At 56.2% G+C, this 23960-nt stretch carries 25 protein-coding genes and 1 pseudogene; 20 read left to right on the forward strand and 6 right to left on the reverse strand.

Features of this window, described 5'->3' with window-relative positions:
* Nucleotides 1-32 precede the first annotated feature (32 nt).
* The 5 genes from D8670_RS18175 (at nucleotide 33) to D8670_RS18195 (ending at nucleotide 2558) form a co-directional block, all read left to right on the forward strand.
* The gene (locus D8670_RS18175) at nucleotides 33-389 is read left to right on the forward strand and encodes a PadR family transcriptional regulator (RefSeq protein ID WP_121819530.1); all 357 of its coding nucleotides are present in this window, start codon (nucleotides 33-35) and stop codon (nucleotides 387-389) included.
* A gap of 3 nt (nucleotides 390-392) precedes the next feature.
* Complete coding sequence (locus tag D8670_RS18180; RefSeq protein ID WP_121819531.1) at nucleotides 393-761, forward strand: hypothetical protein; 369 nt, start codon at nucleotides 393-395, stop codon at nucleotides 759-761.
* Nucleotides 762-836: 75 nt separating this feature from the next.
* Nucleotides 837-1589 carry an SAM-dependent methyltransferase gene (locus D8670_RS18185; RefSeq protein ID WP_121819532.1) on the forward strand — a complete coding sequence of 251 codons (753 nt, stop codon included), beginning with the start codon at nucleotides 837-839 and terminating at the stop codon, nucleotides 1587-1589.
* Nucleotides 1590-1870: 281 nt separating this feature from the next.
* On the forward strand, nucleotides 1871-2092 hold the full coding sequence (locus D8670_RS18190) for a hypothetical protein (protein WP_121819533.1): 222 nt from the start codon (nucleotides 1871-1873) through the stop codon (nucleotides 2090-2092).
* 151 nt (nucleotides 2093-2243) lie between these two features.
* Nucleotides 2244-2558, forward strand: a complete 315-nt coding sequence (locus D8670_RS18195) for a hypothetical protein (protein WP_121819534.1) — start codon at nucleotides 2244-2246, stop codon at nucleotides 2556-2558.
* A gap of 29 nt (nucleotides 2559-2587) precedes the next feature.
* Here the strand turns inward: D8670_RS18195 and D8670_RS21170 are convergent, their stop codons facing one another.
* Nucleotides 2588-2761, reverse strand: coding sequence for a hypothetical protein (locus tag D8670_RS21170; protein ID WP_162994339.1), 174 nt, complete (start codon nucleotides 2759-2761; stop codon nucleotides 2588-2590).
* Between the two features lie 197 nt (nucleotides 2762-2958).
* Between D8670_RS21170 and D8670_RS18200 the strand changes: the two genes are divergently transcribed.
* The 6 genes from D8670_RS18200 (at nucleotide 2959) to D8670_RS18225 (ending at nucleotide 8510) form a co-directional block, all read left to right on the forward strand.
* The gene (locus D8670_RS18200; RefSeq protein WP_121819535.1) at nucleotides 2959-3594 is read left to right on the forward strand and encodes a DUF1989 domain-containing protein; all 636 of its coding nucleotides are present in this window, start codon (nucleotides 2959-2961) and stop codon (nucleotides 3592-3594) included.
* Nucleotides 3595-3659: 65 nt separating this feature from the next.
* Nucleotides 3660-4400, forward strand: coding sequence for a YqcI/YcgG family protein (locus tag D8670_RS18205; protein WP_233752273.1), 741 nt, complete (start codon nucleotides 3660-3662; stop codon nucleotides 4398-4400).
* Between the two features lie 376 nt (nucleotides 4401-4776).
* The gene (locus D8670_RS18210) at nucleotides 4777-5652 is read left to right on the forward strand and encodes a ParA family protein (protein WP_121819536.1); all 876 of its coding nucleotides are present in this window, start codon (nucleotides 4777-4779) and stop codon (nucleotides 5650-5652) included.
* Nucleotides 5649-6068, forward strand: a complete 420-nt coding sequence (locus D8670_RS18215; RefSeq protein ID WP_121819537.1) for a DUF7970 domain-containing protein — start codon at nucleotides 5649-5651, stop codon at nucleotides 6066-6068. The genes D8670_RS18210 and D8670_RS18215 overlap by 4 nt, the downstream gene beginning before the upstream one ends.
* 908 nt (nucleotides 6069-6976) lie before the next feature.
* The gene (locus tag D8670_RS18220) at nucleotides 6977-7807 is read left to right on the forward strand and encodes an IclR family transcriptional regulator (protein WP_121819538.1); all 831 of its coding nucleotides are present in this window, start codon (nucleotides 6977-6979) and stop codon (nucleotides 7805-7807) included.
* 286 nt (nucleotides 7808-8093) lie between these two features.
* On the forward strand, nucleotides 8094-8510 hold the full coding sequence (locus D8670_RS18225) for an EamA family transporter (RefSeq protein ID WP_162994358.1): 417 nt from the start codon (nucleotides 8094-8096) through the stop codon (nucleotides 8508-8510).
* A 5-nt stretch (nucleotides 8511-8515) separates the two neighbouring features.
* Here D8670_RS18225 and D8670_RS18230 read toward each other — a convergent pair whose 3' ends face one another.
* Nucleotides 8516-9322, reverse strand: coding sequence for an enoyl-CoA hydratase/isomerase family protein (locus D8670_RS18230; protein WP_162994359.1), 807 nt, complete (start codon nucleotides 9320-9322; stop codon nucleotides 8516-8518).
* Nucleotides 9323-9402: 80 nt separating this feature from the next.
* Here D8670_RS18230 and D8670_RS18235 point away from each other — a divergent pair, with 80 nt between their 5' ends.
* From D8670_RS18235 to D8670_RS18250, 4 genes are all read left to right on the forward strand, one after another.
* The gene (locus D8670_RS18235; RefSeq protein WP_121819541.1) at nucleotides 9403-9870 is read left to right on the forward strand and encodes a VOC family protein; all 468 of its coding nucleotides are present in this window, start codon (nucleotides 9403-9405) and stop codon (nucleotides 9868-9870) included.
* Between the two features lie 110 nt (nucleotides 9871-9980).
* A complete protein-coding gene (locus D8670_RS18240) occupies nucleotides 9981-11105 on the forward strand; it encodes an ABC transporter ATP-binding protein (RefSeq protein ID WP_121819542.1) in 1125 nt (374 codons plus the stop codon).
* Nucleotides 11106-11107: 2 nt separating this feature from the next.
* Nucleotides 11108-12019, forward strand: a complete 912-nt coding sequence (locus tag D8670_RS18245) for an ABC transporter permease (RefSeq protein ID WP_121819543.1) — start codon at nucleotides 11108-11110, stop codon at nucleotides 12017-12019.
* Nucleotides 12012-12815, forward strand: coding sequence for an ABC transporter permease (locus tag D8670_RS18250; RefSeq protein WP_233752274.1), 804 nt, complete (start codon nucleotides 12012-12014; stop codon nucleotides 12813-12815). Before D8670_RS18245 ends, D8670_RS18250 begins: the two co-directional genes overlap by 8 nt.
* A gap of 42 nt (nucleotides 12816-12857) precedes the next feature.
* Here D8670_RS18250 and D8670_RS18255 read toward each other — a convergent pair whose 3' ends face one another.
* Complete coding sequence (locus D8670_RS18255; RefSeq protein ID WP_121819544.1) at nucleotides 12858-14348, reverse strand: class I adenylate-forming enzyme family protein; 1491 nt, start codon at nucleotides 14346-14348, stop codon at nucleotides 12858-12860.
* Between the two features lie 153 nt (nucleotides 14349-14501).
* Between D8670_RS18255 and D8670_RS18260 the strand changes: the two genes are divergently transcribed.
* Nucleotides 14502-15638 (forward strand): acyl-CoA dehydrogenase family protein, encoded by a 1137-nt coding sequence (locus D8670_RS18260; RefSeq protein WP_162994360.1) that lies wholly within the window; start codon nucleotides 14502-14504, stop codon nucleotides 15636-15638.
* A 23-nt stretch (nucleotides 15639-15661) separates the two neighbouring features.
* Here D8670_RS18260 and D8670_RS18265 read toward each other — a convergent pair whose 3' ends face one another.
* Entirely contained in the window at nucleotides 15662-17086 is a 1425-nt protein-coding gene (locus D8670_RS18265) for an aldehyde dehydrogenase family protein (protein WP_121819546.1), read from the reverse strand.
* A 250-nt stretch (nucleotides 17087-17336) separates the two neighbouring features.
* Nucleotides 17337-18479 (reverse strand): ABC transporter substrate-binding protein, encoded by a 1143-nt coding sequence (locus D8670_RS18270; protein ID WP_121819547.1) that lies wholly within the window; start codon nucleotides 18477-18479, stop codon nucleotides 17337-17339.
* 140 nt (nucleotides 18480-18619) lie between these two features.
* Between D8670_RS18270 and D8670_RS18275 the strand changes: the two genes are divergently transcribed.
* The gene (locus tag D8670_RS18275) at nucleotides 18620-19999 is read left to right on the forward strand and encodes an aspartate aminotransferase family protein (protein ID WP_121819718.1); all 1380 of its coding nucleotides are present in this window, start codon (nucleotides 18620-18622) and stop codon (nucleotides 19997-19999) included.
* A 58-nt stretch (nucleotides 20000-20057) separates the two neighbouring features.
* Nucleotides 20058-21740, forward strand: coding sequence for a thiamine pyrophosphate-binding protein (locus tag D8670_RS18280; protein ID WP_121819548.1), 1683 nt, complete (start codon nucleotides 20058-20060; stop codon nucleotides 21738-21740).
* Between the two features lie 26 nt (nucleotides 21741-21766).
* On the opposite strand, the gene D8670_RS18285 is transcribed toward D8670_RS18280, so the two are convergent.
* On the reverse strand, nucleotides 21767-22753 hold the full coding sequence (locus D8670_RS18285) for an LLM class flavin-dependent oxidoreductase (protein WP_121819549.1): 987 nt from the start codon (nucleotides 22751-22753) through the stop codon (nucleotides 21767-21769).
* Nucleotides 22754-22970: 217 nt separating this feature from the next.
* On the opposite strand from D8670_RS18285, the pseudogene D8670_RS21395 reads away from it, so the two are divergent.
* Nucleotides 22971-23498 (forward strand): annotated as a pseudogene (locus D8670_RS21395) (hypothetical protein); the annotation flags it as partial.
* On the forward strand, nucleotides 23408-23959 hold the full coding sequence (locus D8670_RS21880; RefSeq protein ID WP_375137285.1) for an NAD(P)-dependent oxidoreductase: 552 nt from the start codon (nucleotides 23408-23410) through the stop codon (nucleotides 23957-23959). The pseudogene D8670_RS21395 and the gene D8670_RS21880, both read left to right, overlap by 91 nt.
* Nucleotide 23960 lies beyond the last annotated feature (1 nt).

Raw genomic sequence — 23960 nt, forward strand, 5'->3', positions numbered from 1 at the left:
TGGCGCCGTCACTGCCAACCAGACCACGACCGATGGCAACCAACAACGAGACTGCGACCGAGACCGCGACCGACTCGACGATAACCAACGGCGACCCGATCACGAAGTATCTCACGGGCTTCCAGAAGGACCTGCTGTACGTCGTCGCCGACCTCGGCTCGCCGCACGGCCTAGCGATCAAGGCAGAAATGGAGGACGACTACGAGCAGGAGATCCACCACGGGCGGCTGTATCCGAACCTCGACACGCTCGTCGACAAGGGCCTCATCGACAAGGGCGATCGCGACCGTCGGACGAACTACTACGAGCTCACGGCCCGTGGCCGCCGGGAGATCCGCGCGAACGAACAGTGGGGAACGGACCGCGTCGCGCACCTACTGGAGGACTAGCGGATGGATTCGTTCGCTACCCCGTCAGCCGACGCGATCTACCCCGACGTGCTGTTCGCGATCGCGCCGGCGAACACTTCGGGTCGCGGTGCAAGCATCGAGGACATCCACCGGCGCTTCCGGAAGTGCTACGGCCGAGATGTCGATCTGACAGCCATCGTCGAGGCCGTCGACAACGGCATCGAGGAGGGCTACATCACCGTCGAGAAGCATGGCTACCAGCTCACGATCGATGGCCTCGAATGCTCTGAGTCCCACCTCCGGTGGCTCGGCCATCAGTGGGACGATGTCGCGCCGTGGGAGGACGGCGACAAGGTCGTCGTCGAACGCCGCCAGGTCGCGTCCGACATCACTGGGACAATCGACGCATGATCGGTGTCCGTCGCGACCGCTGCGACCCAGCCCGAGGGCTTGCCTCCAAGTGGGGCCACGTGGGGGACCTAACGTATGCTCAAACGGCTCTACAACGCGATCCTCCGTGACCACCTTCCGCGAACGATCGGCGTCTACGCCGGTGTGCCGGCGCGCTCTGCGCGCCTGCTCGACGCGACAAAGGTCCACCCGCTGTACAAGCAGGGCCTCCTTGACGCTATCGAGGCGGAGGTCGACGATGGCGACACAGTCTGTCTGATCGGCTTTGGCCGCGGCATCTCGACGGTGTATGCGCTCCGCGCGGGAGCAGAGCTGGTCGTCGCCTTCGAGGGCTCCCGCGAGATGATTCGCCGTGGCTGGGAGACCTTGGAGATGCAGGGCCTTGGCGAGCGTGTCGAGGTCCGCCACGCGATCGTCGGGGATGCGGTCGACGTATATGGCTCCTGCGCTGGTGCAACCGTCGTCTCGCCGGCGGATCTGCCCGAGTGCGATGTCTTGGTGATGGACTGCGAGGGAGCCGAGATATCGATACTGGAGGGGCTTGCGACGCCGCCGTCGACGGGGATCGTCGAGACGCACCCACGCAAGGGAGCGCCGGCCGCGGACGTCAAGGCGCTGCTGAAGAGTTGCTACGCGTCCGTCACGAAGTACGAGTACCCCGCCGCTGAGGACGGGTCGGTTGCGCTCATTGCGACGGATCCAACCGGCATCCCAGACGGCGGCGTTCGACAGCAGCCGCGTGACGCCTACGAGCTAGGTGGACTGCCTCATGACGAAATCGACCAGCTACGTGAACACTCCAACTTCACGGAAACGACGAAACCATGAGCCAGATCAAGTACATCCACGTTATCGAGCAGGCGAACGGTGACCGCTTTGTCCGACCGGGAAACGAGAGGGCACGTTCCTCACCGTCCCGACGCCAGAGAACGAGCGCGAGGAGTACGAGCGGCACGTGTGGAAACGCGTCGTCTACTGGTAACTTCCAAACCCAATGCCGAAGTCGGAGTTCACCGACTGGTGGAAAACAAGGTCGCCGGCGTCTCGCCAATTCCGGAGGACCTCGAAGCGATGTGTCGCTCACCCGATTCGGAGGTAACCCTCGAAGCATGACCGCCGACACTGCCGACGGCGACCGCGTCGAGGTCGATCTCCCAGACACTGAAGTCCGCCAGTCGGAGTGCGCCCGCGAGGCCGATGCCGACCTGGACGAAGCGCTCACCGAGGCGATCGAGGCGGCCCGGCGCAGTGGGGACGAGTGGCTCGCGAGCATGCTCGAGTATCACCTCGGGTCGCACTACTACGAGTCGATGCTGGCAGGTGACGACTGATGAGCGGGACGACCCAGAACCCCCACTACGATGAACTCCAGCAGAAGAAACAGCAGGCCCTCGAAGAGGGTCGCCCGTGGACGGTGAGTGCTCAGCACACAGGAACGAGTCCAATACTACCGAGTAGTCCGACTACCACTGGATACAACACATGAAACACCAAGGAGAAACCTTCCGAATCGAGGGAGAAGTACAGCAAATCATCCGCGCGGAAAAAGCGGATAACTACGTTATCGGCAGGACACCGATCGACGGCCATGATATTGTCCTCGTCGACACTCGCGAGGGCCCTGTCTCTCTGTGGACGAAATTCAAGAATTTCATAGACTGGCTTCAGGACCTTAGCTCCCAACCGGACGGCATGTATAAGGTGTTCGTCGAGGACGCCGACTATTCCGAGGGCGACGAAGTGGAGATCGAGATCGTTCCTCTCTCCGAGGAGTGGTATCAGGAAGTGTCCGCATGAGTAGTAGCCGTGAACGCCAGTGAAGCAGACTATGGACGAATACCCTGAACCAACGCCGTGGTACCGCACGCAGGTGGGCGAGACGATGCTGTCAATCGTGGGGGCTCCTCGTCTATATCCTCGACGGCGGCGCGATGTATCTCTCCGACGGACTTCTCGGCGAACTCGTCGCGCTCGTCGGCCTCTGCTTCCTCGTTGACCACGTCGCGCTGTATCTCCAGCCCAATCTTCGAGATGCGCCCCGAAGAAGGTTGAACTCGAGGTAGGCGTTGACGAGATCGTCGTGTCAATCGCGTATTTGTTTCCCTGACTCTTGTTGCTGTTAAGACCTGCAATATAGACCGTGTCAACCGTGACCGCCGGGCGGTGATTTTTCACTCAAGCGACCGTCGGCCCACTCGTGGAGACCCATCGAATCCCACCGAAGAGCGGGAGTGCGTTCGCGGTCGACGCCGGGGAGACGTTTGAGGTCGTCACGCCAGAAGCGCGACAGGTCGCCGACCTCGTGGCGTTCGTCCGCGACGACCCCGCGGAAGCGTTCGCCCAGTCGTACACCCGCGACTGCAACGGCAAACTCCGCATCTCGACCGGAGATGCGCTCTACACGACGGCTGGCGAGGAGCTGCTTACCATCACCGAAGACGACTGCGGCGTCCACGACATCATGTTCGGCCCCTGCACCGGCTGGATGCTCACCGATCGTCCGACCGGCGAGGGGTATCAGAACGAACCCGGTGGCTGTCGGGAGAATCTCGCGCTGGCGCTCGACGCCTACGGCCTCGACGCGTCGGTACCCGATACGATGAACCTCTTCCAGCACTCGACGGTCACTGATCAAGTGTATTTCGACGTGCGCGAGAGTCCCGCCGAGGCTGGCGACGCGGTGACATTCCGAGCAGAGCAGGATGCGATAGTCGCGGTCGCGGCGTGTTCGGCGAAGGGCGTTGCCAGCGGAACTACGCTTACCCCCATCGACCTGCGAACCCCCAACGGAACCGCGGTTGACCTTGCTTCCGTCCACGACGACCGGCCGTAAGCCATCGCCCTCGCGGCCGGTTCGACGGGCAGCGAGTTTAATTCAGTCGCTACTCTAGTACGGTTGTGAGTGGTCTCCAGACGAAATCTCAGATCGAGTCCGCCATCGACGACGGACTCGCGGAGTGGAAGACCCGACGTTACCGCGCGTTTCACGAGACGATGACCGATGAGGAGATGCCGTTTCCCTGCTACTTCGCGGTCGACGCCCATCAAGACGGCGACCTCCGGTACCTGTTCGCGCCCGCCGCGACCACGGAGGCCGGGAAGGAGACGGTCGCCGACGGACTCGCGAACTACCTCGACGAAGCACCGGACATCGCCGACATCACCGCACTGGCCATCTTCTTCGAACCGCAGGACGAAGAGCGCCCGGTCGCGGAGTACCGAGACGAGGTGTGGGAGCTTCTCACGTATCTCCACCGTCACGACCCGGAGCCGTGGCCCGAGGACATACCGAGCGACCCCACCGACACAAGATGGGAGTTCTGTTACGCCGGCGAACCGATGTTCGTGGTAGCCCGCGTGCCGGCCTACGAGCAGCGTCACAGCAGGTACACTCCCCACGGGCTCGAACTCACGGTACAGCCGAGGTGGGTGTTCGACGGGCTCGGGGGCGACACCGAGGCGGGGCAACGCGCTCGCCAAATCATCCGTGAGCGACTGGCCGACTACGACGACGTTCCTCGACACCCGGACATCGGCGACTACGGCGACCCGGATGTCCACGAGTGGGAGCAGTACGTGCTTCCGGACTCGAACGACAAGCGGTTCGACGAGTTTCCTGTCTCCGACTGGACTGCTTGACGTGAGTCGCGGCGCCACCTCTCTTCAACGGTGGATCCGCTGGTCGCCCCAGTCTTCGCGTCTAGCGCTCGCGGGTTCGCCGACTTGGGACTGGGTCACGTCGCAGTCGGTTCTCTTGTCGATATCGGATTGAGTACTCGTTCGACACGTTCCGACAGCACGATTCGTCATCGCCGGCGCTGGCGTCCTCAGGTGGCAGGCTGCTATTCATTCGATATCGTTGGATAGTGTCTTAGAACAGAATCTTAGATCTATGTCTTGGGAATCTTAGTTAGGGATCTAACATGGGTATGTTACTCACGTATGTATGTTGTCTGTCTCTCTAGGGAACCTTGTCTGACAAACTTTCATATCCACGGAGCTCACATAGGGGAGTATGCTCTCATACACGGTATATTCCGAGGCGGGCGGCGTCGGGAAGTCGACGCTCGCCGCGAACCTCGCCGTCGCGCACGCTCGTGCCGGACTCGACGTTCTGGTCGTCCCGCTTGACCCGCAGGATGGAGACCTCTCACGGTTGTTCGGCGTCGACGACGACCGTGCCGACGGCAATGCCGACAACCTCGTCCGGCATCTGATCGACGCTCCAAAAGGCCCGTTCGAGGACCTCATTCGGACGACGGAAGACGTCGACATCGTTCCCGAGCACAACATGCTGTCGGACCTCTCGGGACACCTCAGCCGCGAGCAGGACAAGGCTGAGCAACTGGGCGATGCGTACAACATCTACGCGCAGCTCCACCGCGTTCTCGACGAGGCTAACGTCGCGGACAAGTACGATGTCCTCATCTGTGACCCACCTGCGACTGAGAGCGACCACCTCTACAATGCGATCTACGCAACGCGAAATCTCGTGATCCCCGTCGAGCCGTCGGCGAAGGGGAAGGCGTCGGTGGAGGGGTTAGCGAATCTCGCGACGAACTTCGCTGACCAGCTGGGGATCGATGTCGGGGTTCTGGCGGCCGTTCCGAACGGGTTCAAGGATACTCGCGACCAGCGAGAGATGGTCGAAAATCTTGACCACACGACACCGGCGACGATCGGCGACCGGACGTCGCTGATGGAAGGCTGTTGGAAGCAGCAGTGTTCGGCGTTCGAGTATGTCCACGAACATCGTTCACGGCGTCGCGACTACGAGGTGGAAACGCTGGCTCAGCTTGACCGACTGGCCCGCAGTCTTGAGGAACAGGTCGGTCTTGACGCACCGCACCCGCCAGAACCGGGCGCGCTCGAACTGAAGGGCCCAGCATGACGGGGTTCAAGGATGGTGCGGCATCGGACTCTCCCTTTGGGAGCGATGACGATAATGACGAGGGGGACGACGGGGACGGGTTACAAACTGAAACCACTGAGAACAACACCGATGCCGGTAATGATCAACCCTCAGGTACCGATAATTCGAACGACGAGAAGGAAAGGCCAAGCTCTGACGGTTTGCCTTGGATCTACCAGCGAAACAGCATTACTGACGGCCGCGAGAAGACGGTCCAGCTCCATCTTCAATCGTCGACACTGGACGAACAGCGAGAGGCAAAAGCGGGCGTTGAGCAACGTCTTGGGGAATCAGTGAAGAAAGCAGACCTTCGCGAGGCGGCCCTCCTAGTTGGCCTGGAAAATTTGGACGAGGTCGCGTCGACTCTGAGAGAGTGGGGCTACGATATTGATTGATGAGCTAAAACCGTAGACATACACCTCATACAACTGGCGTTTCTGTGGGTGGTATCGATATAGGTAGGAGAAGGATCTCTTATTCGATTTCGTCAGAAGAAACGAACACCTATGAAATTATTTACTCTTTAGATCAGTTTCTGTTGAGTAAATCAGATTGTATTCTGTTCCTATAACCTCTCTTCAGCACCATTTTACGGCCCTATTCATGTAATCGTCCCTGCCCCATTCAATAGGCCCATAAGGTCGCCTGCGTCATGACGTACTGGTCTTTACAGTCGTATTTCCGTAATCTGTAGTCTCACGTGTTTCTCTTCTCTTTTAAAAAGAAACCCGAACGATAGTTATGATATTGAACTATATTTCGATATACGAAATACAGTGAATACGACTCCCCATATCAGTCATTGTGATAATTTTACAAATTTCTATGGCCCAATCGATTGTTAGGTGTTGCCATGGATCTTGTTTCGACTCTCGAAATCATTCGTAAGTATAGTTAGTAGTAGAGATCGCCTCTCCTCTGAAACTCGCAATAGAGATCTCCTTCATAGAGAGTCCTGTGAGCGGTATCTGAGTTACTGGGAGGGAAGTCGTTTCGAGAGAGGAAGTTATGTTCGCACAGCGCTGCTGTGACCTGTTTCTTCCTTTCGTTCTTTAAGCCAATTCGCATCTACGAAACAGAGGCGACTTAGACCTAATTAGGTTCTTTTTCGACAATCTCACCGTATACTGGGCTCTTTGTGCTCCTTATTGCGTCTCTGATATTCCCCTTCAGGGGGTATTTCGCTCCTCGAAATACCTAAACTGGCTGAAAATTTTCTATAAAACCCCTCATGAGTGAGTGGCTGAGACAATCTATTTCGATGAGCGAAACAACTATGTCATATACTCCCATGTGATGAACTATGCAACCGAAAAAAACGGCGGAGACGATAGAAACAACCGAACGATCACTCGATATCGTCCGTGAGGTACAGGAACAGGGAGGTGCGACTATCGGGGAGATCGCGGCAGAGTTTGATATCTCGAAAAGTACAGCTTACAAGCATCTTGCGACACTAAATTCACGTGGCTATCTCGTTAAAGAGGGTGATCGATACCAGATTGGCCTGAAGTTTGCGAACCGGGGCGAGTACGCAAGAGCTCGGAAGCCAGGCTATCGAATAGCGGCCAGAAAAGTCGATGAACTAGCAGAGCGGACAGACGAAGAGGTGGACTTTGTTGTTGAGAATGATGGTCGGGCCATGACGGTCCATCTCTCGTACGACCCAAATAATCCCTATCAGGAGAAGAGCGTCGACCAATCTAACAAGCACTGGCGGACAGGAACGTACTATAACCTCCATTGTATCGCAGCAGGCAAAGCAGTACTTAGTACGCTTCCAGATGAGGAGATCGAGGCGATAATCGAAAGGTGGGGACTGCCAGAGCGAACTAATCAGACAATCACCGACCCCGAGGAGCTGTACGACGAAATCGAAACAATTCGCGATAGGGGTTGGGCATACTCAGAAGGCGAATACGTGGAAGGACTCGCAGCAATCGCAATGCCAGTTTACGAGCCAAATGGGGATCCACTTGGTGCGTTAGCCGTGAACGGTCCGGCCTACAATCTTCAAGGAGAGACTCGCTATGATGAGATCCGGAAGGTGTTATCCGATGTTGTTGCATCGTTCGAAGCTGAATTAGAGGATGTCGACTATCCTGATTCGTTCGCTGAAGGCCGTATGCTGTAGCTTTCGGAGAGAAGAATTGGAACGATCTATTGCTTTCCCTCGAGAACAGATAATACGTCCAAGAGGGTGAAATGAATACTGGTCAGGTCAGGGTAGTGTCTTAAGTGAACCTCCCAGCAATAAGACCATCTCTTCTGTGAGTTGACCTAAACTACAATTTTTTGTTGGAGGTGGTTGTACGATTCACTATGACTGAGATCGTGACGAATAGATGCCCTATTCTGCCTGAAAGGAAAACTGAGAAAACTGACCAAGTTAGGGCAGCGATGAAAACGAGGACTGAGACGTGATCGACACCGCGAGCGCGACTACCTATGCTTTTGGAGCAATGCTCCTTTACGGGGCTTGGAGTATCCTCGCCAATTACTCGTTAGAGCATATGTCTGTGACGGCCGTACTGCTAGTCACCTATGTCGTCGCTCTTGGAGTAATATTCGCGCTTGACCCGGGTGTCACAGATGACATTCAGTTGGGGTGGGGCTTGGTGTTCGCGGTTGGCACTGGGATAGCACTTGCATTTGGAACTGTCCTCTACTACCAATCGGTGAGCATGGGTAAGTTGAGCATCATCCCCGCCATTCCTGCCCTGTACTTCGTCGTTAGTACAGTCTATGGGATCACAATACTTGATGAATCTATGACGGCAATGCAACTTCTAGGGATCGTCATGGCCTGTGTTGCAGTCGGCCTATTAACGCAATAGCGGATCTACATACCTGACCACTCAGGGTCGCGATCCTCCTCGAAAGCGGCAACACCCTCTGCATGGTCATCCGTCCAGAGGAGTGGTTGGTAGGCTTGGAGTTCATAATCAAGTCCCTCCGCGCGAGACATTCCTTTTGTTGTATTGACCACGTTCTTGGTTGCACGGACGGCCAGTGGGGGCTTGGAAGTAAGTTTGTCCACGAAATCTGAGACTCGGTGCTCAAAAGTGTCGACAGGGACGGCGTCAGTCAGAAGTCCGTCTTCCAGCGCGGTCTCAGCGTCAAGACGTTCCCCGGTCATACAGAGCTCTTTTGTCCGGGCCGGGCCCACGAGCGGTTGAAGACGTTGAGTTCCTCCACCAGAGGGGAATAGACCAATATCTACTTCGGGAAAACCCAGTTCGCTACGCTCACTCGCGATTCGGAAGTCACAGGCTAGCGAAAGTTCCAGCCCAGCACCCAGACAATAACCATCTATTTTCGCTATAACTGGCGCATCATAAGACTCGATAGCGCTGGTTGCAGTCCGCCAAGCACGTTCTTCCACAGGGTAGGTTTTCGCCTCAAATTGAGAGACATCGTAACCGGCGGAAAAGGCGCGGTCGCCAGCGCCCTGAATCACTACGGCACGGACGGCTACGCCGTCTCCCTCGTCATCTCGATCACGACAAATCTCGATAGCATCTGCGATACCCTCTAGCATAGTGTTTGAGAGGGCGTTCAGTTTGTCTGTTCGATCGAAGGTCAGGGTAGCCACCCCTCGGTCAACGTCAAAATCAAACCGGAGGTGATCACTTTCGAGGTTCGTCACAATACCGTGTGTATCGGGCAACAACAAAGGTCTTCTGCGGGGGAACACTCAAGGGGAATAGTCTGCTAACGGTAGGGTAGATGACAGGCACTGACCCACCGACGGATGTCCGCGTGGACCACGTCGGCGTGGCTGTCGAGGATGTTATTGACGAATCGCTATTCGACCTCCTAGGTGTATCGCTTGCGGACCGTGGTCTCGGTCCAGGTGAGGCTTTTCGATATCACTACTACGAACTTGGGGATGCCAGCCGTTTGGAACTCATTGAGCCAGTAGCAGATGAGTCGTTCCTGACGGACTATCTTGAACGCTATGGGGAGGGCGTCCACCACGTAACATTGGAGGTTGGCGATCTCGAAGAGATGATCTCCCACCTCAGAGATCATGACGTACGCGTAGTCGATTACGAGGAACTCGACGAGTTCGTCAATGCCTTCGTGAGTCCGGCCGATGCAAACGGCGTCCTCTATCAGCTAGTTGAATACCATGAGTCGTTCGACAATCCGATCGGGGGTTGTGCCCTATCTCATGCAGCGTCACAGCACTGAGGACCCCACGCTACCAGAACAATTATGTTCCGGCCCCCGGTTTGGGATGACATGGAATGGCACAGTAAATGGACAAACGGTATTCGGGTCAGACCCGGTCAAGAGTAACTATGGCAAAGCTACGCACCGAGAACTTGGTAAAGAGATTTGGTAACCTAGTCGCTGTTGACGATGTCTCGCTATCGGTTGAGGATGGTGAACTCTGGTGTCTGCTAGGTCCAAGTGGCTGTGGGAAGTCAACGACCCTACGGATGCTAGGAGGCCTCGATCAGCCAACTGACGGATCGATCCTCATTGGCGATGAAGAGGTCACGCAAGCCCAACCCTACAACCGAAACACTTCGATGGTGTTCCAGAGTTGGGCGCTATTCCCGCACAAGACGGTCCTTGAGAACGTCACATTCGGACTCAAGATGGATGGAGTTGGGAAAGAAGAGCGAATCGAGCGTGCCGAGGAATATCTTGAGATGGTCCAAATGGGTGAGTTCACAGATTCATCGCCACGGGACCTGAGTGGTGGCCAGCAACAGCGTGTCGCACTCGCTCGGTCGCTGGCGATGGATCCAGACGTCCTCCTTCTGGACGAACCGTTATCGAATCTCGATAAGCGTCTGCGCGAGGAAATGCAGATTGAGCTCAAACGGATCCACGACGAACTGGACAAGACGATGGTCCACGTAACGCACGACCAGGACGAAGCGTTCACGCTAGCAGACCGTATCGGGATCATGAACGCAGGCGAGCTCGTTCAAGTGGGTAAACCACGGGAAGTATACGCTAATCCGAAGAACCAATTCATCGAAGAGTTCCTAGGCGATACAAACTTCCTATCGACTACGGTGACGAAGGTTGGAGCTGACCGGATCGCTGTTAAGACGGAGAGCGGCGATAGTTTGGATATCCCTGTGTCCGATGCGACTTCCGTCACAAAGGGAGACATAGTCACCGTCTCACTGCGCCCGGAGATCCTCTCCATCGAGACTGAGACTGCAACAACTACCAATGCAGTTCGCTCGGACGGTGCTGGCGGACAGAACTCGTTCCAAGGCGAAGTTACAACCGCGCTATATCGCGGTTCGTCTATCCGTCACTATCTGGATGTTGGCGGACAAGAACTATTCATCGAACGGGACGTAGGTCGCGGTGAGAATCTTGGGTCGGGTGATGTCGTTACGATCACTTGGGACCCTGCCGATGTCCTTTGCTTTGACGAAAACGAGGAGCGACTTGCCTAACGATGAGCATCTCGAACCTTTCACCCATCGACCGATTCGGGCGACTGCTCCAACGGGGTTCGACCCGAGCAAAGCTACTGTTAGTTCCCCTGACCGTTTTCGAGACTATATTCTTCATAATTCCGCTATTATACCTTCTGCGGATCAGCCTCTATGAGCCTGCTTCCTCGGGCGCCTACGTTGAGGGTACTTGGTCTACTACGAGCTATGTGAACATCGTTACATCATCGTTCATTCACGACATCCTCTTGTTCACGATCAAGCTAGCCGTCATCTCAACGATTATCACGGTCGTCATCGCCTTCGCTTATGCCTATGCTATCTGGCGAGCTGGTGGAATCAAGCAGACTATCCTGCTGTTCGCGATGGTACTTCCACTCCTGACGACCCTCGTCGCGAAACTGTACGCGTGGGTGCTGTTGCTAACGCCCAATGGGACCGTCAACGAGTATCTGCTCAGCGCAGGACTCATCAGTCAACCAATGGAACTGATGAATAATTTCCTTGGGACGGTCATCGGTCAAGTGTATATCTGCCTGCCTTACGCCGTCCTCGCTATCTATAGCGTCATGAGTACCTTAGAGTGGGATACTGTAGAGGCGGCCCAAGACCTAGGTGCGAGTCGACCCCGTGCCGTGCTTGAGGTCGTCGTTCCGGGAGCAATGCCGGGCGTCGCCGTGGCTACGGTCATTACTTGGGCTTGGGGTGTTGGCGCCTACGCTGCGCCATCACTACTCGGCTCAAGTTCTGAGCGTACGTTTGCGATTGAGGTTGAGAATCGCATGTTGTCTCAATTCAACTGGCCAGAGGCTAGCGCAATGGCCTTGCTGATCCTACTGTTCGTGTTAGTCAGCGTAATGTTGCTGTTCAACTTCCTGAACCGCTACGGCGGGGGTGAACAGGCCAATGTTTGAGCGAGAGAGGCTGGAGTCTTGGCTGTTCAAGGCTTTCTATGGCTTCGTAGTGCTCGGAATGTTAGCACCATTAGCTGTTGTAGTCTCAACCTCCGTGGCGAAGTCTGGTGATCTCACCTTCCCCCCGGAACAGATCGCATTTGTCTGGTACGAGGAGTTCCTCAATGACAGACGGTGGATGCGAGCTCTGACCAATAGTGCCATCACTGCAACGGCTACTATGGTGCTTTCAACGACGCTCGGAGTTACAGCAGCCTTGGGTGTTCGTGGCGCTTCCTCCCGCTGGTCGAACGTGATTGTCCCCTTAGCGCTACTGCCGCTACTCATCCCAGCAGTCGTCATCGGTGTCACACTGCTCATGTTCCTCAGCGAGTTCCAGCTTCAGCAGACCCATCTCGGCATTGTGCTGGCCCACTCCTTATGGGCCACGCCACTGGTGTTCTTCATCATGCAGGCCGTTCTCACTCGATTAGACTGGCAATTGCGTGACGCTAGTATGGATCTGGGTGCTGGACCGCTGCGAACCTTCGGCGAGATCATTCTCCCGAACATCCGTCACGGTATCATGGCGTCGGCTATCATCGCGTTTATCATCAGCCTACAGGAGTTCATAATGGCGCTGTTCCTGTCGGGCTACGCTACGAGAACCGTCCCGGTGCTGGCTTGGACATCACTTCGCCAATCGCTGAGTCCGCTGATTAGTGTCGTGACGACGGTGTTGATTCTGGCAGCTCTTGCGCTATTGATACCGGCGGCGTTCGTGCTTGGCCTTGAGCGACTCTCGAAGCAGCTCTAAGGCAGGCACTCACTGTTTCTGAAAATCTCAGAAGAAGAGCGCTCAGACTTGCTCGCGGAGAGCCTCCCGGTCAACTTTTCCAACGTCGTTTAACGGGAACTCGTCAACGAAATGGATGTCGCGAGGGTGCTTGTAGGCAGCCAGACTCTCTAAGCAGTGGTTCTGGATAGCCGATGGTGACACGTCTTCGTCAGTCCGATAGACCACTGCAACCGGTTTCTGACCCTTGCGATCATCGTCACGTCCTACAACGACCGCGCGGTCGATTCCATTGAGTTCCTCTATCGTTGTTTCGACCTCCCGAGGGTAGACGTTGTGACCACCACAGATGATTGTGTCGTCCATTCGATCGAGGATATAAAGGAAATTGTCCGCATCTCGTTCAGCAATGTCGCCTGTGTGGAACCAACCGTCGGTAAACGCTTCGTCTGTCTGTTCGGGACGACGGTAGTACTCCTCCAATAGTGGCCGACCGCGGAGACGGAGTTCCCCCGGCTCTCCTGGGGACTGTTCTTCGCCTGTCTCTGGGTCGACGATACTCGCATCGATTAATGGATCCTCAATTTGGCCAACACTGGGGAGACGACGCTCACGGTGGCGGTCTTCCCAGATTCCAGCTATGAACGTCTCGGTCATGCCGTACCCATTGAGAACGGGACATCCCAGTAAGGCTTCGGAGCGCTCAATGAGATCGACAGTGACGTCGGAGCCTCCGATCACGGCGGTGTGCATGGCGTCTAAATCATAACTACCGTCGTCAACACGGAGCCAGTCTTGGAACATTGTCGGGACGCCCGAAAAGAGGTTAATGTCGTATCGGTCAGTGGCAGTAAGCGTTGCTTCCGGATCCCAGCCGTTAGTGAGAACAACTGTGCCCCCGGATTTCAGGGTCGCAGTAATGATGCTCATGCCAGTACAGTGGTACGCCGGCATCGCAGCAAGGAACCGGTCCCCAGCAGTGAGCTCGTAGGAAATGGCACAAGCGTCGGAAACAGCGATGACAGTATCGTGAGTATGGACGGCACCTTTCGGATAGCCGGTCGTCCCTGAAGTGTACAGCAATAGAGCCCGGACATCGTCTTTGGTCTTGGGAACGAAATAATCGGCTGAAGCCTTACTTATCTCGTCGTGGAAATCGATGCAGTTGACGCCGCCATCGACAGTCAACCATGTGGTCTCAGCCGGTGTATGGTCTCGAATGCGACTGGCGACATTTTGTGTCGTCAGGACTGTATCAGGCGACGCTTCCGGGAGAATATGGCCGAACTCGCCCTCCCGGTACTCCGGATTAATAGGCGCGATCATAGCCTCCCTCGCGAGACCGGCGAGTGTTCCCACTACGAACTCGTATGAGTTCGGGAGTGCAAGTGCAACGATGTCACCGTGGTCGATGCCATGGTTGGCCAGAACATTCGCGGCGCGTTTCACGTCATCTAGGAGTTCCTCGTAGGTCCACGTCTCCTCTCCACGCCGTACGGCCACGGCTTGAGGCTGCGCCTGCGCCTGCAGACGCACGTAACTCACGTAGTTCATCAGTCGGTGTACAATGACAGTGAGCGGGCAATGTATTAAACGTTAGTTCCTGTACGAAGCACTCAGCACCTCGGGCTCCTCTTCAGATAATTATAACTAATCTATCATTGTCCTACCGGTAGGTATAATTGAGAGTGGCGGTAACACATGCCTATGCGATTTACGGACGAGCAGCAGTTCATCCAGGAGCAGGTGCGTACATTTGCTGAGGAGGAGATCGCACCTGTGGCCGTTGAGTACGAGCGCGACGGAACGTATCCGTGGGACATCGTTGAGCAGGCGGCGACGATGGATCTGCTTGCCCCCCGATTCCCGGAAACCCATGGCGGCGCTGATATGGATCTTGTCACCGAGTTACTGGTCAATGAGGAACTCCACCGTGCAGACCCCGGAATCGCCGAAACGGTTACCTCGATAACGTTCGGCTGTGAGTCTATCCTCGAACATGGTACCGACGAGCAGATCGAGCGATACGTTGAGCCGGCAATTGCGGGAGAGAAGGTCAGCGCTGTCGCCATGACCGAACCTGAGGCCGGTTCCGATTTCGGCAATATCCAAGCGACTGCCGAGCGCGACGGAGACGAGTACGTGATCAATGGCGATAAGGTGTTCATCAGCAACGGAACCGTAGCAGACTTCGTTGTCGTTTACGCGCGAACTAGCACCCCCGACAAGCCTCATCGTGGGCTGTCAGCATTCATCGTAGAATCTGATACTGACGGGTTCGAGGCGACACCCATGGAGGGGTTCCTCGGGCCATCGACAACCGACCTTGGCCAGTTATTCCTCAACGATGTTCGGGTACCTGTCGATGCGCGTCTCGGCGAGGAAGGTGACGGCTTCTATCAGGCCATGGAATTCCTCGATGAGGGGCGACTTAACGTCGCCGTTTCGGCGGTTGGGGCGGCTCGAGGTGCGCTTGAACTACTGATCGACTACGTGGACGAGCGACAGCAGTTTGGTGGACCCATCTCTGATAATCAGGCTGTCCGGCATCGCGTGGCGAACCTCCGATCGCGGGTGGAAGCAGCTCGAACTCTGGTCTATGATACTGCTCAGGCTGTCGAAGGGGACCAGCCGGTCGATACAGAGCGGGTGGCTATGGCGAAGCTTGTGGCGACGACACTGTTCGAAGAGGTCGCTAGCGAGGCCGTGCAACTCCACGGCGGCTATGGCTGCTTTGACGAGTACCGTGTCGAGACATTCTTCCGCTTCTCGAAGATCCCACAGATCTACGAGGGGACGAACGAAATAATGCGAGAAGTCGTAGGCGACGCGACCTTCAACTAATCCCATTCCACGGTGGGGAGACGTTACTCACTATAGTTGATCGCCACGGCCTTGGTCGTCGTCATCGACTCCAAGTGCCACTTACCCTTGAACTGTCCACCACTGCCACTCTCTTTGACACCGCCGAAGGGCAACTGATGCTCCCAGGCGTTGTTGGTTCCGTTAATTACGACGCCACCTGCCTCAAGATCGTCTGCAGCACGGTGAGCTCGTTGCAGCGAGTCGGTAAACACCGCTGATTGCAGCCCGTATCGCGAATCGTTGGCAACCGCGAGTGCCTCATCATAATCGGCGACTTCAAGAATAGGCGTCACAGGGCCAAATGTCTCCTCACGAGCAACGGCCATCGACGCCTTGACGTCTGCTAGCACTGTCGGTTCCACGAATCTGTCACCCACCTCGCCGCCAGTCACGACCCGGGCACCAGCATTGACAGCCTCGGTAATCTGTTCACGGACCGTCTCACGGACGTCATCGTTGATCGGAGGGCCGATATCGGTGTCTGCGTCGAGTGGATCACCCATGGTCAGGGCTGCAGTCTTTTTCGTGACCGCCTCAACGAGGTTGTCATGGATGCCTGGCGTGGCGAGTACGCGTTCAGTCCCCGAACAGGATTGCCCGCAGTTATAGTTGCTACCGAAGACGACGTGTTCGGCTGCCGTATCGACGTCGGCATCGTCGAAGACGAGGACAGGGTCCTTCCCACCCATCTCGAGCAGACACTCTGCGCTGTGGCCAGCGGCGGTCACCGCGATCTCTTGTCCGACGCTTGTGCTGCCGGTGAATGCCACAAGGCGAATATCAGAGTGTTCTACCATTGCTGGGCCGACAGTGCTACCGTGCCCTGGAACGAGATTGAACGCGCCGTCGGGGAGCGGACTCTCCGCAAAGGCCTCGGCAATATAGTACCCGGTCAATGATGTCTCAGCAGCGGGCTTCCACACGACCGGATTACCGACGGCGATAGCGCCACATAGATGGCCCATTGGAATCTCGAAAGGATAGTTCCAAGGTGTGATAATGGCCGTTGGGCCGTATGGTTCACGTCGAGTGAGGTTGAGGCGGTTTGGGGTCGTAGAGGTTGTGACCTCACCAAACAAGCGGATGGCGTCCTCGCCGTATGCACGAGCCGAGTGAACGCCTCCATCAACCTCTGCTTGTGCCTCTGAGATCGGTTTGCCAACCTCTTTGGCGAGGCTGTCACTGATTTCGTCGGCGCGGTTCGCTAGGTGATCAGCAATGTCGCTAAGTGCATTAGCCCGCTCCTCCGCAGTCATCTTTTGGAGGGGATCAGCCGCCCGGCCGGCGGCAGCCACTGCCTCTTTGACATCTGAGACGGTGCTTGCCGGTACTTCAGCCAGTACGGTGTCGTCGAATGGTGATGTCACTTGGATCGAATTTTGACTATCGGATCCACGCCACTGGCCATCGATATACAAGTCGCGCATGAATAGGGTCAGGACGAATAGGGGTATAAATCTTCGTCAGCGACCCAACTGAGAAGAATGAATCCTGTGAGTACCTGCACATCTAGATTTGTATCCTGAGTACTGCGCATCGTTAAGATCGGGAGTCAGTAGCCACGCCACATAGACTTCGTCGCGAACTTACGACGGGAGATAACAGAAAACGAAACATCGACCGGGAGGAAGGAATGGAGGCCCGTGCCTCTGACAGTGAATGGCCATCGACTCGGGCTTACGACGACTGTTTCGTCTCGTTGAAGTCTTGGTTGAATTTGTCTGAGTGGCTCGTGAGGTACTCCCAGTTCGGGAAGTTGAGTTGCTCTTCCATCTCCTCGTTCGTAGTCGGTAGGTCCTCCGCGACGAAGTCGGGATACTCACATTCGGAGTGAGATTTGACTTCCCAACTCTCCTCGGACCATCGTGACTGGATTTCTGGATCAAGCAGGAAGTTCAGATAGTGTTCAGCCATATCTCGCTTGTCCGTACCTCTGACAACACAGAAATTGTCAAAGTACCCGCCAGTGACTTCCGGGACAACTAGATCGAGATTGGTGGAGTCGTCACGTGCCTTGATCTTTGAGGTCGCGTAGTAGTACTGTCCGATGTTGGCGATGCCCTGGCTCAGGTGTTCCCAAACCTCTGCGCCCGACGAATACCACGATGCAACGTCGAGACTAGACAGCGCCTCCCACGGTGCGTCGTGGTACTGCTCATCGTACATTTCGTCAGTCCCCTCCAAGTCGTCAGCGATGATCGCGCCAATCTGCATCGGATAGGCATAGAAGCCACCTTCGAGCGTAATCTTCTCTGCTTCGTCACTCTGAAGATCGCTCCATGATGTGGGGTCGAAGTCAATGTCAGAGTTGTACGGCATGGCAATCGGCTCACCGTCAACAGGGACACCGTACTCGTTGTTGTCGCCGCGGAATTCCTTGAGGAACTGGTGGACGCCCTCATAGTTTGGTACGTTATCGTACCGGACGGGTTCGAAAAGATCGTCACTTCGTCCCTGGTAGTAGAAGTAACCGTCAGTGATCGTGACGTCGTACGGTGGATTGTTTTCTGGGGCGCTCCGGATCTGGGAAATCAGCTCACTCCAGCCAGGGATAACTTCTAGCGTACCCCCGCTTTCCTCTTCGTACCACGGTTTGATCGTATTGCGGAATCGTTCCGTGTACTCACCGCTCCAAGTGGTGACCCGAAGTGTTTGGCCGGCAAATGGCCCATCACCGCTGTTGGATCCGCCACCTCCGCCTGTACAACCTGCAAGACCGAGCGCTATGCTTGTTCCAGCTGTCCCTAGAAACGCGCGACGGCCAAACTTCTTGGCTGTATTGGTCTCTGTCGAATTACAATAGTTGCTGTCCTGTGTCATTGGCTATCAAGCCACGCTCAATTTATGAGCGATAGGAGGCATAAGTATTTGGGTCACTTAACCCTCCAATGTCCCTGAACACAGGGTAAAATACGAAATAAGCCATAACCATTAACCTAATTCCACACATTGGAATGAGTATGACAATTGGCCCGCCGCCTGCTGAGCTACACCTGTCTCAGCGGCCCCAAGTCGATCAATCACCACCTGGTCCCCGTTCTCAGGAATTACTAACGGCCCAGTCCGACCTTGAAGCCAACACAGTTGCTTATCCAAAGAATCTCCCTATCGCCTTGGAGGCAGCACGTGGTGCCACGATCCGCGACGCTGATGGAAACATCTATCTAGACTTCTTTGGCGGTATCGGCGTCGCAAACGTCGGCCACGCGAATCCCTACGTCCTCACGGCTGTTCAGGACCAACAGGAGAATCTCATCCATACGATTGACTTCCCGACGGAAGCCCGTGTTGAGTTCATGGAGGCATTGGACAGTATCGCCCCGGGCAATCTTACAGGGTCAAACAAGATTGTGTTCGGTGGCCCCACTGGAACCAACGCGGTTGAGGCAACGATCAAACTCGCGAAATACAACACTGGCAATGCCGCATTGATAGGCTTCCGTGGGAGTTATCATGGCGGGACGGCCGGCGCGCTCAGTCTGTCGGCATGGTCAAACTACAAGAGCGACTACTCGCCGATGCTTCCAGATGTCGTCCATCTTCCCTATCCTTACCCCCTCCGGGAAGAGCGCTCACCGGAGGCTGCCGCCGAGCATGCCCTCAAAGAAGTGCAAGAGACAGTCGCTGGGGAACGCAGTGGGATTCCCGACCCGGCCGGTATCTGGATCGAACCTATCCAAGGTTCTGGTGGCGTCGTTGTTCCTCCTGAAGGATTCATGCAGGAACTCGCGTCTATCGCCGACGAAAATGATGTGCCTCTCATCGTCGACGAGATTCAGACAGGAATGGGCCGTACTGGTGAGTGGTTCGCTTCGGACCACCACGGGATTACCCCCGATGCAGTCACTGTCGGGAAGGCAGTCGGTGGTATCGGGCTACCGCTTTCCGCAACCATCTATGACGAATCACTAGATACGTGGGGGCCTAGCGCCCATGCTGGTACTTTCCGTGGTCATGTCCCAGCAATGGTTGCGGGTACTCGAGCTATCGAATACATACGTGAGTACGATCTGCTCGATCGTGCTACGGAACTCGGCGCATACCTTCAAGAGCGGTTGCTAGAGGCCGCAGACGGTAACTCCTACCTTCGAGAAGTTCGGGGCGAGGGACTACTTATCGGCGCGGAGTTTACCACCGCTGACGGACAACCTGATGCAGATTATGTAAGTGAAGTTCAAGCACGTTGTCTCCAGCAAGGTGTCATCGTTTGGAGCAGCGGCGTCGAGGGCAGTGTTCTCAGATTGCTCCCGCCACTAGTGTTGACTGATGAGCAGGCGCGCATTGGTACGGATATTATTGTCGACGTGATCGAGTCAGTGGCGGCCGAACGAGACAACTGACAACCGAACGAATTTTGTTGCGGCGTATCGAGGTGTCTGTATATCGTTCACACCCACCATGCCAGATGATGATTACACTGGGGCGGACCTGTTCGTTGATGCCCTTGAGCAGTATGGCGTCACGCACTTGTTCGGTAACCCGGGAACGACGGAACTGCCACTCATGCAGTCCATCGCAGGCTCATCCTTGGAGTATGTCCTAGGACTACACGAGGATATTGCCGTAGGGATGGCAAGCGGTTACGCTGCAACACGCCGTTATCAGTCTCACCGTGAGGATGTGAATCCTCTCGGAGTAGTAAATCTCCACGTAGCGCCGGGACTAGCACACGGTCTTGGAAACATTCAGAATGCGGCTTGGACCGGCGCCCCGCTTCTCGTCACTGCTGGTAACCATAGTACTGACTTCCAGCACGAGGAGCCGATTCTCTCCGGTGATCTAGTAGAGATGGCCAAGGAGTACTGCAAGTGGAGTGCAGAGGTCCAAGATGTCTCAGCTCTACCAACAATGATCCGTAGGGCGGTCCGGACAGCGCTTGCGCCGCCGACTGGCCCCGTCTTTCTCGGACTCCCGATGGACGTAATGATGGAATCAACTGATGCTGACCCAGAACGGATCGGCGCCATCCCCAGCGGTGGACGAGGCGATCCCAAACAGATCGCTGCGGCAGCCGAAGCACTCGAAAGTGCTGACGATCCGGTACTCGTTTTAGGCGACCGCGTCGCCCGCTCTGGTCATCAGGCCATCGCAGCGGGCGTTGAGTTAGCGGAAGCGACAGGCGCTGCCGTATACAGTGAGATGGTCACCTGCGAGATCAACTATCCGCCGGATCACGACCAGTGGGTTTCGTTCGTCTCGCCTGGCCCAGAGATGGCACGTACGGTGTTTGACGCCGACGCGTTGGTCTTTGTGGGTTGTACGACCAATACCCCGTATATTCCCTACGACGAGCCTTACATTCCAGATGAGGCGACCACCATCCACGTCAACGCTGACAGCTGGGAGATTGGCAAGAATCAGCCCGCAGATGTCGCCGTCGTCGGCGACCCTGGGGAAGTAATGAGTGAAATCGCATCGGCAGTCAACGTCACCAGAGAAGAGCAGGAGCGCCGTAAGGACATGATCCCAGAACGTCGTGAGGTAGCCCATGAGTTCCTTCACACCGAGCGAGAGGACCGCTCTGACGGTAGCATATCAAAGGTAGCACTGGCGGATGCACTCGCTGAGACCGTTCCGAACTCATATGTCGTCAACGAGAGCAACACCAGTAAGTATGCATTGCTCACGCGATGGCAGCTTGAGCCCGAGCAGTTCATCTCGAACAAGAATGGCGGACTTGGGTATGGCCTGCCAGCGACGGTCGGCGCAGCCGTTGCGATGACTGAACGCGACGATGGCGGGCGACCGGTCGTCGGTTTCATCGGTGATGGATCCTACCTCTATTACCCACAGTCTCTATACTCGGCGGCCCGCTACGACCTTGACCTCACCGTTGTTGTCCCTGACAACCGAAATTACCGTATCCTGAAAGACGGCATGCTGAACATCTTTGGCGGCACCGATGAGGATCACGAGTACGTGGGGATGGATTTCGAACCGGGCGTCGACCTGGTAGAGAATGCCGAGAGTCACGGAGCTACGGGAATGCGTGTCACTCAGCGCGATGGCTTGCAGGAAACGCTGACGGAAGCTGCTGAGACGGATGGACCAGTAGTCGTTGACGCCATAGTCCACGACTGAGAAAACGAGACCAACCCAGCTGACTGTCAGTAGTCGCCGAGGTGGTTGACGGTTGACTCCATCAGATCGGGATCGGCCGACCGAGGGAAGAACGCGACGACCTCGTCGGACGGGCCGTCGGCATATGCATCAAGCTGGTCATGGGCTTCGTCAGGTGTGCCGACGATAGCACTGCGGTTCAGGACCTCATCACTGACAGCTTCCGCAGCAGCACCGGGCCCATCCTCATGCCAAGCCTCACGGACAGCGTCGGCGTTGTCGCCGTAACTTGCCTCAGAGAGGGAGCGATGATAGAAGTCACCCATCGCTCCAACGTAGAAAGCGATGTGATGGCGGACCGCTTCGCGGGCGGCCTCGCCGTCCTCGCTGATGGCGGCGACAGTGTTAGGTGAGACCGTGAGATCATCAGGGTCACGGTCCCGTTCCCTCGCACTGTCGACGAATTCTTCATAGAGTTCAGCGATGCACCCTCTGGGAACGAAGATAGGCATCCAGCCGTCGGCGACGGCGCCACTCATTCGGACGTTAGACTCACCGAGTGCACCGACATACAGTGGTACGTCGTCGGCCTCCCGATCAGCGCGGAATCGGAAGCCGTCAAGCTGGAACGCGTCGCCGTCGTGGGAGACGGTCTCTCCGGAGAGGACCTTTTGGATCACGCTGATGGTTTCAGCCGTGTAGCCGATAGGACGCTCGAAGTCCTCGCCGTGCCAGTTCTTAATCACAGCAGGACCGCTGGTCCCTAGACCCATGATGAACCGGCCATTGGTCGCCTCAGCAACCGTGGCTGCTGCTTGACCGAGTAGCGCAGGCGATCGGGTGTAGACAGGAACGATACCTGTTCCGAGGGTCACGTCGTCGGTGAGCTGTGCCAACTCACCGAGGACAGTGAATGCTTCCCATCCCCAGGTCTCGCCAACCCAGACGGAGTCAAGGCCGACCTCCTCTGCCTGAACGGCGAACGAACGCATCTGGTCGTAGGCTAGATCGCTGACGTTGATTCCGACTCTCATGCTATCTCCCCGCTATAGCAGACTACCAAACCCGTCTTTCTACACGACTGTCTAGTCAATACCGCGTCTCGGTCTACCATGACACAATGGACCCGGTACGCGACATTATAGCTTGGGGTAGAGACGTTGAAAGTGATCCATAGGTGGTGTGCTTGCCGCTGCCAGCGTCGCTGTACCGGGGCAAACACGTATGTGATAGCCGGTCCCACTGATAGACATGACAGCCCAGCGGTCAGTCCGTGTTGTTCATCTCGATCCAGACGGCTTCGCGGATCTTGACGTAGAACGGGAACTGTTTGAACGGGAACTCGGAGAAGTTGTATTTGATGAAGTAGATGCTTCGGGTACAGCTATCGGTGAATGCGTCGGTGAAGCCGACGTTCTCCTAACGCATTATGCGTCAGTTCCGGTTGAGGCGCTGGATGCTACAAACTGTTCAGTCGTAGCTAGGTACGCAACTGGCGTAGACGGGATTGACGTGAATGCTGCAACCGAACGCGGCGTTGCTGTAACGAATGTCCCGAGGTATTGCGATGAGGAGGTGGGCGAACACGTGACCGCTCTGGCGCTTGCACTCCTCCGATCGCTCCCACAAGCTGATGCCCAGACTGCATCGGGGATTGGGACTGGAGAGAGATACAGCGACCCCGCGCCATCCAAGGACTCACGTTCGGATGTTTCGCCTTTGGACGGAAGGCAGCAGCGGCAGCCGACCGAGCCGCAACTCTCGGATTTAATGTGGTGGCCCATGACCCGTATGTCGACGACTCAGATCTACGGAGCAGAGGGATTGAACCCGTCTCATTCGACGATCTCATCGGCAGAAGCGATGTCCTCTCACTGCACGCGCCGTTAACTGAAGAGACTGAAGGCGTTATCAATGCGGACCAATTTGAGCGGCTACCTGAGGATGCAATCCTGATCAATACTGCCCGCGGCGAGATAGTCGATGAGGACGACCTAGTTGAGGCATTGGACAAAGGGACGCTGTCTGGAGCAGGACTTGATGTGCTAGCGGTGGAGCCACCACAATCTGAGAATCCTCTCCTCGGTCGAGATGATACCATCGTGACCCCGCATGCAGCCTGGTACTCTGATGAGGCGTTAGAACGAGTCCGTAACCGGGGGACTAAGAATGCTATCGCAGCACTGCGTGGTGAGGCTACTGAGGGCATCGTTAATCCCGACTCTTTAGAACACCGCTGAT

It is taken from the genome of Halostella limicola (assembly GCF_003675875.1).
In the GTDB taxonomy this organism is placed as follows: Archaea; Halobacteriota; Halobacteria; order Halobacteriales; family Natronoarchaeaceae; genus Halostella; species Halostella limicola.

Excerpts from the sequence above, each read along its gene's own strand:
- D8670_RS18175 (WP_121819530.1), top strand. The coding sequence starts at position 33 with ATGGCAACCAACAACGAGACTGCGACCGAGACCGCGACCGACTCGACG.
- D8670_RS18180 (WP_121819531.1), top strand. The coding sequence starts at position 393 with ATGGATTCGTTCGCTACCCCGTCAGCCGACGCGATCTACCCCGACGTG.
- D8670_RS18185 (WP_121819532.1), top strand. The coding sequence starts at position 837 with ATGCTCAAACGGCTCTACAACGCGATCCTCCGTGACCACCTTCCGCGA.
- D8670_RS18190 (WP_121819533.1), top strand. The coding sequence starts at position 1,871 with ATGACCGCCGACACTGCCGACGGCGACCGCGTCGAGGTCGATCTCCCA.
- D8670_RS18195 (WP_121819534.1), top strand. The coding sequence starts at position 2,244 with ATGAAACACCAAGGAGAAACCTTCCGAATCGAGGGAGAAGTACAGCAA.
- D8670_RS18210 (WP_121819536.1), top strand. The coding sequence starts at position 4,777 with ATGCTCTCATACACGGTATATTCCGAGGCGGGCGGCGTCGGGAAGTCG.
- D8670_RS18215 (WP_121819537.1), top strand. The coding sequence starts at position 5,649 with ATGACGGGGTTCAAGGATGGTGCGGCATCGGACTCTCCCTTTGGGAGC.
- D8670_RS18220 (WP_121819538.1), top strand. The coding sequence starts at position 6,977 with ATGCAACCGAAAAAAACGGCGGAGACGATAGAAACAACCGAACGATCA.
- D8670_RS18235 (WP_121819541.1), top strand. The coding sequence starts at position 9,403 with ATGACAGGCACTGACCCACCGACGGATGTCCGCGTGGACCACGTCGGC.
- D8670_RS18240 (WP_121819542.1), top strand. The coding sequence starts at position 9,981 with ATGGCAAAGCTACGCACCGAGAACTTGGTAAAGAGATTTGGTAACCTA.
- D8670_RS18245 (WP_121819543.1), top strand. The coding sequence starts at position 11,108 with ATGAGCATCTCGAACCTTTCACCCATCGACCGATTCGGGCGACTGCTC.
- D8670_RS18250 (WP_233752274.1), top strand. The coding sequence starts at position 12,012 with ATGTTTGAGCGAGAGAGGCTGGAGTCTTGGCTGTTCAAGGCTTTCTAT.
- D8670_RS18255 (WP_121819544.1), bottom strand. The coding sequence starts at position 14,348 with ATGAACTACGTGAGTTACGTGCGTCTGCAGGCGCAGGCGCAGCCTCAA.
- D8670_RS18260 (WP_162994360.1), top strand. The coding sequence starts at position 14,502 with ATGCGATTTACGGACGAGCAGCAGTTCATCCAGGAGCAGGTGCGTACA.
- D8670_RS18265 (WP_121819546.1), bottom strand. The coding sequence starts at position 17,086 with ATGCGCGACTTGTATATCGATGGCCAGTGGCGTGGATCCGATAGTCAA.
- D8670_RS18270 (WP_121819547.1), bottom strand. The coding sequence starts at position 18,479 with ATGACACAGGACAGCAACTATTGTAATTCGACAGAGACCAATACAGCC.
- D8670_RS18275 (WP_121819718.1), top strand. The coding sequence starts at position 18,620 with ATGACAATTGGCCCGCCGCCTGCTGAGCTACACCTGTCTCAGCGGCCC.
- D8670_RS18280 (WP_121819548.1), top strand. The coding sequence starts at position 20,058 with ATGCCAGATGATGATTACACTGGGGCGGACCTGTTCGTTGATGCCCTT.
- D8670_RS18285 (WP_121819549.1), bottom strand. The coding sequence starts at position 22,753 with ATGAGAGTCGGAATCAACGTCAGCGATCTAGCCTACGACCAGATGCGT.